This is a genomic window from Campylobacter sp. RM12640, assembly GCF_020137595.1.
Lineage (GTDB): Bacteria > Campylobacterota > Campylobacteria > Campylobacterales > Campylobacteraceae > Campylobacter_E.
This window is the reverse complement of the sequence record NZ_JACGAU010000012.1, coordinates 47,100-59,699: the sequence shown is the minus strand read 5'-3', so window position 1 is coordinate 59,699 and position 12,600 is coordinate 47,100. Positions and strand designations below refer to the sequence as shown.

The window sequence follows — 12,600 nt, the reverse complement described above, 5'->3', positions numbered from 1 at the left end:
AAATTCTACAACCACAACCGCCACAGAATACACAAGATATATCAACTTCTGCACTAGGCTCTGTGAATGGGAAAAAGCTTGGACGAAATCTAACTTTTACATCTCCGAACATATATCTTAAAAATTCTTCTAAAACATATTTTAAATTAGCAAAAGATATTTTATCCCCATCTTCAACCACAAGCATTTCTATTTGATGAAACATAGGAGTGTGTGTAATATCAAAATCTCTTCTAAATACGGCACCAGGTGCAATCATTCTAATAGGTGGATTTTGTTTTTTCATAGTTCTTATTTGCACCGGACTTGTTTGAGTTCTAAGTAATAATTTATCTATAAAATAAAAAGTATCTTGCATATCTCTAGCAGGATGTGATTTAGGTAAATTTAAAGCTTCAAAATTATGAAAGTCGTCTTCAATCAACGGACCTTCTTCAAGACTAAAATTTTGTCTTAAAAAATAATCAATTATCTTATCCATTGTGCTCATTACAGGATGAAGAGCACCAGAATTTGAACGCTCATCAAAATAAGCAAAATTGAAAGCATCTTTTTTAGCTTTTGCTTTTATAAATTCATCTTTTAAATATTTTTGCTTTTGAATAAATTTATCATTAAATTCATCTCTTAATTTATTTAAAATTTCTGCTTTTTGTTTTTTTTCATCACCTTCTAAGTCTTTTAACTTAGCAAATTCACTTGTTAAATAACCTTTTTTACCAAGAATTTGCACCTTTATTTGCTCTAATTCTTCAAGCGAAGAACAATTATCTAAACTAATTAAAATATCTTCCAAGAGTTAGCCTTTTTATTGATTTTTTACAATTTTAGTGTAAATTACATAAATAAACGATTAAGACTATTAAAAAAAGGAAAGAAAATGAGCGATTTAAATGTTTTTGAAAGAATTGTAATAGGCGAACTCCCATCTAGTAAAGTTTTAGAAAATGATGAATTTTTAGCATTTCACGATATAGATCCAAAAGCTCCTGTTCATATATTAATAATTCCTAAAAAAAGATTTGTAAGTTTTCAAGAAGTTGACGGTGCTACAATGGCAAAAATGACAGATTTTATTCACGAAGTTGCAAAATTATTAGGACTTGATAAAAGCGGATATAAATTACTTACTAATGTAGGTGCTGATGCAGGACAAGAAGTGTTTCATTTACATTTTCATATGCTAGGTGGATTAAAACTATTTATCCCAAAAGTTGAAGAAAATAAAGAAGCATTATTTTAATTTAACTTCCTAGCATTTAGCTAGGAATGTTTTAATATTCTAAATCAGGTTTGATTGTTTTAGAAGTTGAAGCAGGTAAGCTAGGATATGTAATATCAGGCATTTTACCTGTTAGTGATTTTAAGAATGTAATTATTAATTGTGATTCTTCATCATTTATTTCTATTCCTAATTGGATTTTTCCCATTAATTTAACAGCTTCATCTAATTCCCAAATAGCACCATTATGATAATAAGGTGCGGTTAATTCAATGTTTCTTAATGTAGGAGCTTTAATTAAACCATCGCTATCTCCTTTAAAATCACCTATATTTGCATATTTATATTTATTAGCTACTTCAAATGCTTGTAGTGTCCCACCAAGATTAATACCTGTATGACAAGCAGTGCAACCTTTATCTATAAATAGTTTTAATCCTTGTTTTTCTTCTTTACTTAAAGCTTTCTCATTACCATTTAAAAATTCATCAAATCTTGATGGAGTTATTAAGGTTCTTTCAAAAATACCAATACTTGTAGCAATTAAATCAAAATCAATTTTTTTATCTCCATAAGCTTTTTTAAAATCATTAACATATTCAGGAATTGAAGTAATTTTGCTCACAACTTCACTTGGTATAGCTGCCATTTCTACTGATGATTGGATAGGTCCTTTTGCTTGGTCTTGTAAATGACCTGAACGACCATCCCAAAATTGCGAAGAATTAAATACAGAATTATAAACCGTTGGAGAGTTTAGATGATGTGGATTAGGAGACCATTTATGCCCTGTACTTGCTGGAACTCCATCAGTTCCACCTAAACCTAAATTATGACAGGTATTACAAGATATAATTCCACTTTTTGAAATTCTTGGGTCAAAATATAGTTTTTTACCAAGTTCAACTCTTTCTTTAGTGGTAGGATATTCTACATAATCAGGTGCATATTGTTTAATTAATTCTTCTAATTTGGCTTTATCGCTAGGTATAGCAACCAAACCTGCTTCTTTTGCTTCATCAATTAAACTAGCAGCATTTAAACCTACTAATAAACTTAAAGATAACATAATTTTTTTCATTATTTTCTCCTTTTAATTAAAGTAAAAAGATTATAAAGTTTTTTAGATAATAAAAAATATTATTTATATAAAATTTTATAGTTTTATAATTTATTTTTTGATAAAAAATATTATTTAATTCATCAATATGCTTTGTGTAAAAATTAAAACAAATATCGTAATAATAGTGTTTTGAATAGCTAGAAAATAGAATTAGATTGTAAATAAATATAGAAATAGAATAATTTTAGGTCTTAATGAAAAGACCTAAAATATTAAATTAAGATTTTTTTAGTGCTCTAATTTTTGCACTTAAGCTAAATAGTCTTATAAATCCTGCTGCATCAAATTGATTATAAACTTCATCTTCGCTAAAAGTTGCAAAATCTTTATCATAAAGACTATTAGGAGAGCTTTTACTCATTGCATTGCAATTGCCTTTATATAATTCTATAATTATTTCTCCATTTAAATCTTTGCTAAATTCATTAATCGCAGCACTAATAGCAACTCTTGTAGGGCAAAACCACTTACCATCATACACTAAATAGCTCATTTCAAGTCCTAACATAGCTCTTAATTTTAAGCTATCTCTATCAAGAACGATTTGCTCTAACGCTCTTAAAGCAGTATTTATAATTGTTCCGCCAGGTGTTTCATAGCATCCTCTTGATTTCATTCCCACAAGCCTATTTTCCACAATATCAATCCTACCAACTCCGTGTTTTGCCCCTATTTCATTAAGTTTATTTAAAGCTTCGTAAGGACTTAAGCTAATATCATTTACCTTTGTAACCACACCTTTTTCAATGCTTAATTTTACTAATTCAGCTTCATTAGGAGCGATTTTTGGATTTACACTTAGACAAAAACAATCTTCATTATTAAAAGTTGTTGTGTCTTCTAAAACTCCACCTTCAGTTGAAATATGCCAAGCGTTTGCATCTTTGCTATAGATTTTTTCTTTACTCGCTGTTGTTTTAATATTTTTTAACGCTAAAAAATCAAGCAAATCTTCTCTTGATTTCATATTCCAAATTCTCCAAGGAGCTATAACTTCTAACTTAGGTGCTAGTGCGTTTATAGTATATTCAAATCTTACTTGATCATTACCTTTTCCTGTAGCTCCATGTGCGATAGCATCAGCATTAATGCTTATTGCATAATCAACTAAAGCCTTAGCAATTACCGGTCTTGCCATTGAAGTGCCTAGTAAATATGTGCCTTCATATAATGCCCCGCTTAAAATTGTAGGATATATATAGTTTTTAACAAAATCTTCTTTTAAATCAACTACCACACAATCTTTTGCCCCTGAATTAAATGCCTTTTGTTTAACATCTACTAATTCATTTTTATCTTGACCCACATCAGCTACTAAAGCATACACTTCACAATCATAATTTTCTTTAAGCCAAGGAATAATTGCTGAAGTATCAAGACCCCCGCTATAAGCTAAAACAATTTTTTTCATACTTTCTCCTTAATTATCTAAATCGTATTTTTGTAATAATTTTACATAAGTTCCGTTGTCTTTTAGAATTTTTAAGGCATTATTAAAATCATCTTTTAATTTTGTATTACCTTTAGCAAATGCAAAACTCACTCCATCACCTAAAATTGGTGTTTTAGCAAATACGCTAAGTTCAGGATAAGTATTAATATAGCCTTTAGCCACAGCAGCGTCTAATACAAAACCATCTATTTTTTTATTAACCGTTGCTAAAACAAAAACTATTAATTCAGAATTTAAATATGGTTTTACGCCTTTAATTTTACTAACTTCATCAGCTTGTAAAGTGCCTAATTGAGCTCCTAATTTAGCCCCTTTTGATAAATCTTCTAAAGAATTTATATTAGTATTTTCTTTTAATTTAACATAATAATTTACCCCGTTATAATATGAATTAGAAAAATCAACACTTTTTGCTCTTTGTGGGGTTTCATTCATTCCAGAAGCTATAACATCAATTTTTCCTGCTTTTAAAGCATTGATTAAACCATCAAATTCAATAGCAACAAATTCAACTTTAATATCTAGTATTTTTGCTATTTCTTCCACTAAATCCATATCAAATCCAACAATTTTACCATCTTTCATATATTCAAATGGTGCATAACCTGGAGATGTTCCTACTTTTAAAATATCTTGAGCAAAAATTTGTGCAACTAGTGCAAAACCTAAAAATAACTTTTTCATAATTAATCCTTTTAATAAAAATAAATAACTAAATTGCTTAGAGCAAAAAACTAAAATAACCTAAATAACAATGATAAAACTAACAATAATAAAAATTAACAATGATAAAATCTGGGAAATTAAAAAATAGTAGTAAGCATCAACGAAGTCTTAAAAATAATTTAGCAACACTCTTTTGCATTTTTTCTCCTTTAAAATAATTTAAATAATAATATCAATATTTTTTGTTAATGATAATAAAAAATTATTTTTTTTGTTAATTTCGTTACGATTTGTAACAAAATTAACAAAATTTGTATTAAAAAATATCACATTTCATATTTTTCTAATAATTTTTCATAAATTCCTTGACTTTTTACAATTTCTAAAGCCTTATTAAAATCATCTCTTAATTTAATATTACCTTTAGCAAATGCAAAGCTAGTGCCACTTTTTTCTTGTATATCTTTAAATATTTCAATTTCTTTATAGGTATTTAAGTATCCTCTAGCTACTAATTTATCAACTATAACAGCATCTATTTTGCCATTTACTAATGCTAGGATTAGATTTGAAATTTCAGAATTTAAAAATGGTTTTGCCGAAGGAATTTCATTAAGCATTGCAGCTTGAATTGAACCTAATTGCACTCCTACTACTAAATTATTTAAATCTTTAATATCAGTTCTTGATTTTAATCTTAAAAAACAATTTGAACCAGTGTAATAAATATCACTAAACTCAACATTTTTTGCCCTTGCAGGAGTATTGCTAAGTCCTGAAGCTATCACATCAATTTTGCCTAATTTAACAGCGCCCATTAAAGCATCAAAATCCATAGGAACAAATTCTACTTTAATATCCAACACTTTAGCTATTTCATTTACTAAATCTATATCAAAGCCAACGATTTTTTCATCTTTTATATATCCAAACGGAGCAAAACCAGGCGACATACCAACTTTAATCAAATCTTGTGCGAAAATTTGCATTACAAATGCTAATAAAATAATTAATTTTTTCATAATTTTTCCTTATTCCATATCATATTTTTTTATTAAATTATCATAAATTCCACTATCTTTTATAATTTTAAGTGCCCTATTAAATTCATCTCTTAACTTTGTATTTCCTTTAGCAAAAGCAAAACTAAGACCATCAGTTTTTTCTTCAGTTTTCTTAAATACAACTAAATTTTTATAATTTCTTAAATATCCTTTGGCTACAGTTTTATCTACTAAAACAGAATCAATTTTGCCACCAACTAATGCTAAAATTAAATTTGAAGTATCAGCATTTAAAAATATTTTTACATCTTTAAATCTAGCTAATATATCAGCTTGAATTGAGCCTAATTGTGCTCCTATAGTAAGTCCATTAATTTCAATAATATCAGTTCTTGAAGATTGTTTTAAAAAATAATTACTACTTATGTAGTAAAAATCACTAAACTCAACGCTTTTAGCTCTTTCTGGTGTATTTCTAAGTCCTGAAGCTATCATATCAATTTTTTTAAGTTTTAAACCACTTATTAAACCATCAAAATCCATAGGAACAAATTCCACTTTAATATCCAATATTTTAGCTATTTCATTTACTAAATCTATATCAAAGCCAACGATTTTTTCATCTTTCATATATCCAAATGGTGCATATGCTGGGTCAATTCCAACTTTAATCAAATCTTGTGCGAAAATTTGCATTACAAATGCTAATAAAATAATAAATTTTTTCATAATTTTTCCTTTAAAAACAATAAAACAAATTTATTTTCAAGCAAATAAAATAAAGCTATAAAGCTTAAAATGCTAAAAATAAAAAACTAAAAAAATAAACAATAATAAAAATTGGGAAATTAAAAAATAAGAGTAAGGGTCAATGGGCTTTAGTGAATAATACAAAAGAATTTAGATTGTTACAATTTAACATTTTATCTCCTTTAAAATTTTTTGCAAAATATATCATAAAATAGCAAATAATATTAATTATTTATAAAAAAATATTATTTGCTTTTAAATTTTATACTTTTTTGAAGAGTTTTAAGAGTTTTAACGTTAATTTTTTTAATATACTAGATTTTTGCGAAGCTAAATATTCAGCAATTTCAGTTCTTCCAAACATTAAAGCAAATGTGTAAGGAGTCATTCCTAAACCATTGTTTTCATCAATATTCGCTCCATTTTCTACTAGCAGTTTTACGATATTTAAATAACCTTTAAAGCAAACTCCAGCTAGTGGAGTTTGACCTTTATCATTTTTCATATCAACACTTGCACCATTGCTAATAAGCATTTGAGCGCATTCGTAAGAGCCGTTATAACAAGCCAACATTAAAAGTGTGTTTCCACGATGGTCTTTAAAATCAACATTAAATCCTGCCTTTATCATGTTAAGGAGAGTGTTGTAATCATTATTTCTTGCAAAATCCAACGCCATTTTACATAATTCATCGTATCTTGCTAATTCGGCACTACTTAATTGCATTTTATTTTCCTAAAGCTTTTCTTACGCCATTTGCATATTCAGGGCTAATTTTTTCAAAATGCGCTAGAGCTTTTGCAATGATTTCATCTTTTACACCATCAAAACTTGCTGCTAGATTTTTATATAGTCTTTCTTTTTCATCAGCAGGTAAGATATTAAATAGATTTCTTGGTTGTGTATAAAAATCATTATCAAGCGGAGCATATCTAGCTGCACTATTACCTATTGCCAAATCAGGCTCAAGATATTTAGCATTTTCACTTGCACCACCTAAAGTATTTGGCTCATAATAAGCACCATTAGCTAAATTATCACCTATACCAAAATTCATAGCACCTGCAACATTATATGTGCTAACTTCATTTCTAGCTCTATTTACAGGTAATTGATGATAGTTTGCACCAATTCTGTATCTTTGTGCGTCAGGATAGCTAAAAATTCTAGCTTGAAGCATTTTATCAGGGCTAAAGCTTATACCTGGAACAATATTGCTTGGGCTAAATGCAGCTTGCTCTACTTCATTAAAATAATTTTGTGGATTGCGATTTAATATCATTTCTCCAACTTCAATTAATGGAACAATGCTATGAGGCCATACTTTTGTTAAATCAAATGGATTAAATCCAAGTTTTTCAACTTCGTTTTCTGCAAGGATTTGAACTTTTACGCTCCAAACAGGGAAATTTCCTTTTTCAATATTCTCGTATAAATCTCTTTGATGAGATTCTCTATCTTTTGCTATGATTTTTTCTGCTTCTTCATTTGTTAAGCACTTAATTCCTTGTTTGGTTTTAAAGTGAAATTTAACCCAAAATCTTTCATTTTTATCATTAATAAACGAATAAGTATGAGAACCATATCCATTCATATGACGATATGATGCAGGAATTCCTCTATCACTCATAAGAATTGTTACTTGATGTAGTGCTTCAGGAGTTAAAGTCCAAAAATCCCACGCCGCATTATTGCTTCTTAAATGAGTTCTTGGGTCTCTTTTTTGAGTGTGAATAAAATCAGGGAATTTATAAGCATCTCTTAAGAAAAATGTAGGAGTATTATTACCTACTAAATCCCAAATACCTTCTTTTGTGTAAAACTTAATCGCAAAACCACGAACATCTCTTTCAGCATCAGCTGCACCTGCTTCACCTGCAACTGTTGAAAAGCGTAAGAAAAGTGGAGTAACTTCACCCTTAGCAAAAACTTTTGCTTTTGTATATTTGCTAATATCTTGTGTTATTCTTAATTCTCCATAAGCTCCACTTCCTTTTGCATGAACTGCACGCTCTGGAATTCTTTCTCTATTTTGATGAGCAAGTTTTTCAATCAATTGATAATCTTGCATTAAAAGCGGTCCCATTGCACCTGCACTAAGTGAGTTTTGATTTGAACCTATTGGGTTACCAAAATCCGTTGTTAATTGTTTCATTATATCTCCTTTTAAAAATGTGAAGTAATAATAAATAATATAGGATAATAATTGGTAAATAATAAAAATTATTATCTAAAAAATTTTTTAGCTAATAATTTTATTCTATTTTATATGAAATTAGGAGCATCGTTTGAGAATATTATTAAATCCTTTTCTTTAGTTTCATTAGCTAAAGTTTCAATTAATTTTGCTTTATCTTTTAGAATGATTTTTTTAATTTTTAAATTCTCATCATATATTCTAGCATTAGTCTCACTTGTAATAATTGCTAAATCAAAACATTCATTAATTACTTCGCATAGTTTTTTGTTTAACTCTTCACTTGCTTCAATTATGCCTGGACTAACTAAGACTTTTTTGCCTAAGTTATAATCTTTAATTATTCTATAACTATCACTCATACCATCATAATTACCATTAAACCCATCATCAATTATAAATTTTGGCTCACGAGAGATGATTTGTAATCTATGTTCTGTAGCTTTTAAATTAGCTATTTCTTTGCTAATTTGCTCGTAATTTAAACCTAAAGCCTTAGCTAGGTAAATACAAGCACATAAATTACTAGCATTAAAACTACCTAATAAATTAGCAAAATATTTTTCATCATTGCATTTAAAACTAAGCCCATCTAAACTAGCTTTTATCTCACTTAAAGCACTATCATAGCTAAAGCTCTCACCTACACTACTATGAGTGATTGCTAATTCCAATCTAGTGCTTTTTAGGGCTTCTTTTTTAACTTCTTTAGTATTTTCTATATTTTTAAAATATTCTAAATGAGCTGTGCCAATTTGTCCTACTATTACATAATGTGGGCGGACTAATTTTGTGATTTCTTCTATATCGCCCTTTTTTCTAGCACCTGCTTCTATTATTAATAAATTTGTATTTGGGTCTAGGTTTTCATTAATATCTTTAATAAGTCCTAAAAGAGTATTAATACTTCCTTTAGCATAATGAATTTTAAAATAGTTTTGAGTAATACTAGCTAGGTAATGTTTGATACTTGTTTTGCCATAACTTGCAGTGATTAATACTACTTTACAATCTTTTAAATTGCTTATTTTATTATAAGCTTTATTGTAAAAACTCTTATTTACAAAATACTCACAAATATACGAAAGTAAAAATGCAAAAATTATAATATCTAAGGTATGTGGGTCAAGTTTGTAATAAAAATGAATTGGGGTAAATATAAAAGCACCTAATAAATTAAATAAAAACAATCTCTTAATCCTAGCTGTAAATACTAAAGGTTTATCAATATTTTTTGCTAAAAAAATTAAAGCTAAAAGATAAATTATAGATACTCCTAAGGCTAAAAAATGATTAATATCACAAGTAATTACATAGAGTAAAAATGGTGCTATTAGATAATAAAAATGCCAACGCTTTTTAGAAAAATTAAATAAAACTCTTTTAAATTTATAATTATTTAACTGCAATACTAAAGCTAAATAATAAAGCATCAAAAAAGAAAACGCAAAAGAAACTATATAAATCATAAAAATAACCCTTCGTTAAATACATTTAATTCATTAATAAATTTATTTTTATCGCCTTTATATAACATATAAGTATGGTTTTTTATTTCGGTGATTTCAAATAAATTTAAATGTTTTTTGATTTCGCTAATGATTAATTCGTTATTTTCAAAAAACACAACTTTAGAGCCTTCGCTCATTTTGACTATTTCATTATTATCATTTAAAAATATAAAATCTAATAATTTAAGATTTGAATAATTGATATTTAGTTCTTTAAATACATTGATTTTCGCAAATTGTTCTGTAAATATTATAGGTATAAAAACATTGTAATAATACTCATCATTTAATATTAAATCTTGATAAAAAAAACTAGAGCGTTTAATAATTTCATAAGAATACTTTACATTTTCATAGCTTAAGCTTAATTTATCTAAATATTCCTTGCTTGAGCAAAAGATTAAATTATTTTTTAAAATATTTTCAAAATCATAAAATAAGTCATTTTTTAAAGTAGTAATATTTAGCCTATTTAAACATTCTATGCTTAATTCATCTAATAAAACTACCCTTTTATCAATTGAATAAAACGCAAGCAATCTTGTTAAAGCAAATTCAAAATCATTTATTTTTAAAAATGCTACTTCTTTATCACTAATTGATAAATCCTTAGTGCTAATTATTGCATAAGCACCTTTTTTAATAGCTTCATTTGCCAATGCTTGTTCATCAGTAAAAAACGCACTAGCATTAGTAACGCTATTTAAATTAAGGCAAAAATCTTTAAGCCTAGAAACACTAGGCTTATTAATAATTTTTGCATTAATTAATTCTGAAAAATTAGTTATTTCCAATTTTTATCCAATCACTGCACCATTTTCACATTTAGTAAGTGGTGTTAATAAAACTAAGCTTTCATCTGAATTTTTAGCACTTAAAATCATACCTTCACTTAAATGCTTAAATACTTTTCTACTCTCTAAATTAGCAAGTAAAATAATTTGTTTGCCAACTAAATCTTTAGCATTATAATATTTCGCAATTCCGCTTAAAACTTGTCTTTTTTCAGTTCCTAAATCAAGTTGGAATTTTAATAATTTCTCACTACCTTCTACATTTTCGCATTCTAAGACGGTTGCTACTTGCATTTTGATTTTTGCAAAATCATCAATTTTAATTTTTGGCTCTTTTAATTCTTTTTTTACTTCTTCTTTGCTTTCAATTTTAAGCTCAACTCTTGAGAATAAATGTTCGCATTCGTTTAAATTAAATTCTTTTTGTAAATTAAACATATCGTTATATGTTTTAGTATCAATATTTACTCCTAAAGCATTAGCTATTTTTGTACTAGCTTTTGGCATAACAGGACTTAATAAAATACTAGCATTTTTTAAAATGTTAAAAATTACTGCTAATAAGCTTTGAGTTTGTTTGCTTTCGTTGTTTTTCATCATAGTCCAAGGCTCATATTTTGAAACCATCGCATTTGCTATACTTAAAGCTTTCATAATTTCGCTTATATATTCATTCATTCTAAGCTCATTTATAGCATTTATACTTGCTTTAAAATATTCATTTGCTTTATTTAATTCTTCGCTAAATCCTGATTCAAATTCCACTTTTAAATCAAAATATTTTTTAGCCATTGATATGCTTCTGCTTAATAAATTACCTAATTCATTTACTAATTCAGCATTTATTTTATTAACCGTTGCAAGTTTGCTAAAATCTCCATCATTTCCAAAAGGCATTTGAGATAATAAAAAATATCTTAAAGGCTCATTGCCAAATTCGTTTTTAACATCAATAGGATTTATTACATTTCCTACACTTTTACTCATTTTTTCGCCTTCAACCGTCCACCAGCCGTGCGCTCCTATCATTTTAGGCAACTCTAAATCAAGGCTCATTAAAAAACAAGGCCAATAAATTGCGTGGAATTTTAAAATATCTTTACCAACTAATTGAATATTTGCAGGCCAAAAAGACATTTTTTCATCATTATCTAAATACCCTAAAGCACTCAAATAATTACTCAAAGCATCAAGCCATACATAAACTATATGCTTACTATCATTTAATTCATCAGGTATTTTTATGCCCCAAGAAAAACTAGTTCTAGTTACCGATAAATCCCTTAAGCCTTGTTTTACGAATGCTATTACTTCGTTTTTTTTGCTAGCTGGCATAATGCAAGTAGGATTATCTTCATACCATTTTAATAATCTATCTTGGTATTTGCTTAGTCTAAAAAAATAGCTTTCTTCTTTTAAAATTCTAGTAGGCTTTTTGCAATCAGGACATTTATCATTATCAAGTAATTGAGTTTTTGTATGAAAAGTCTCGCAAGATACACAATAATGACCTTCGTATTCATCTTTATAAATATCGCCTTTTTCATACATTTTTAAAAAAATCTTACGAACGCAATTTTTATGATTTTCATCAGTTGTTCTAATAAAATAATCATTACTAATTTCAAGTTCAGCCCACAAATCTTTAAAACTTTTGCTAACTTTATCAGCATAAGCTTTTGGACTTTCGTTGTTTTTGATAGCGCTTTCTTCTATTTTTTGACCATGCTCATCAGTGCCTGTTAAAAAGAAAGTCTCATCTCCTTTAAGTCTAGCAAATCTAGCAAGCGTATCAGCAATTATAGTAGTATATGCGTGACCTATATGAGCTTTGTCATTTACATAATAAATTGGAGTTGTAATATATGTTTTCATCTAA

12 protein-coding genes are annotated in these 12,600 nt (G+C 27.6%); 1 reads left to right on the top strand and 11 read right to left on the bottom strand.

From position 1 onward, the window contains the following. The coding region (locus AVBRAN12640_RS06040; RefSeq protein ID WP_336612972.1) for a phenylalanine--tRNA ligase subunit alpha at positions 1-796 on the bottom strand (796 nt) is incomplete at its 3' end. Between the two features lie 84 nt (positions 797-880). Between AVBRAN12640_RS06040 and AVBRAN12640_RS06035 the strand changes: the two genes are divergently transcribed. Further along, entirely contained in the window at positions 881-1,243 is a 363-nt protein-coding gene (locus AVBRAN12640_RS06035) for a histidine triad nucleotide-binding protein (RefSeq protein WP_214117523.1), read from the top strand. A gap of 31 nt (positions 1,244-1,274) precedes the next feature. Here the strand turns inward: AVBRAN12640_RS06035 and AVBRAN12640_RS06030 are convergent, their stop codons facing one another. The 10 genes from AVBRAN12640_RS06030 to metG form a co-directional block, all read right to left on the bottom strand. Beyond that, complete coding sequence (locus AVBRAN12640_RS06030; protein ID WP_214117524.1) at positions 1,275-2,303, bottom strand: cytochrome-c peroxidase; 1,029 nt, start codon at positions 2,301-2,303, stop codon at positions 1,275-1,277. A gap of 259 nt (positions 2,304-2,562) precedes the next feature. Continuing rightward, on the bottom strand, positions 2,563-3,756 hold the full coding sequence (locus tag AVBRAN12640_RS06025; protein ID WP_214120331.1) for an argininosuccinate synthase: 1,194 nt from the start codon (positions 3,754-3,756) through the stop codon (positions 2,563-2,565). 9 nt (positions 3,757-3,765) lie between these two features. Then, positions 3,766-4,482 (bottom strand): transporter substrate-binding domain-containing protein, encoded by a 717-nt coding sequence (locus tag AVBRAN12640_RS06020; protein ID WP_214117526.1) that lies wholly within the window; start codon positions 4,480-4,482, stop codon positions 3,766-3,768. A gap of 308 nt (positions 4,483-4,790) precedes the next feature. Further along, positions 4,791-5,486 (bottom strand): transporter substrate-binding domain-containing protein, encoded by a 696-nt coding sequence (locus AVBRAN12640_RS06015; protein WP_214117527.1) that lies wholly within the window; start codon positions 5,484-5,486, stop codon positions 4,791-4,793. Positions 5,487-5,495: 9 nt separating this feature from the next. Continuing rightward, positions 5,496-6,197: an ABC transporter substrate-binding protein gene (locus AVBRAN12640_RS06010; protein WP_336608537.1), complete on the bottom strand. Its 702-nt coding sequence runs from the start codon at positions 6,195-6,197 to the stop codon at positions 5,496-5,498. Positions 6,198-6,480: 283 nt separating this feature from the next. Continuing rightward, the gene (locus AVBRAN12640_RS06005; protein WP_214120329.1) at positions 6,481-6,945 is read right to left on the bottom strand and encodes an ankyrin repeat domain-containing protein; all 465 of its coding nucleotides are present in this window, start codon (positions 6,943-6,945) and stop codon (positions 6,481-6,483) included. A gap of 1 nt (position 6,946) precedes the next feature. Beyond that, a complete protein-coding gene (locus tag AVBRAN12640_RS06000; RefSeq protein ID WP_214120328.1) occupies positions 6,947-8,374 on the bottom strand; it encodes a catalase in 1,428 nt (475 codons plus the stop codon). Positions 8,375-8,484: 110 nt separating this feature from the next. Beyond that, entirely contained in the window at positions 8,485-9,885 is a 1,401-nt protein-coding gene (locus AVBRAN12640_RS05995; RefSeq protein WP_336608538.1) for a UDP-N-acetylmuramoyl-tripeptide--D-alanyl-D-alanine ligase, read from the bottom strand. After that, positions 9,882-10,721 (bottom strand): hypothetical protein, encoded by an 840-nt coding sequence (locus AVBRAN12640_RS05990; RefSeq protein WP_336608539.1) that lies wholly within the window; start codon positions 10,719-10,721, stop codon positions 9,882-9,884. Before AVBRAN12640_RS05990 ends, AVBRAN12640_RS05995 begins: the two co-directional genes overlap by 4 nt. Positions 10,722-10,724: 3 nt before the next feature. Further along, entirely contained in the window at positions 10,725-12,596 is a 1,872-nt protein-coding gene (gene metG / locus AVBRAN12640_RS05985) for a methionine--tRNA ligase (protein WP_336608540.1), read from the bottom strand. Positions 12,597-12,600: the final 4 nt, after the last annotated feature.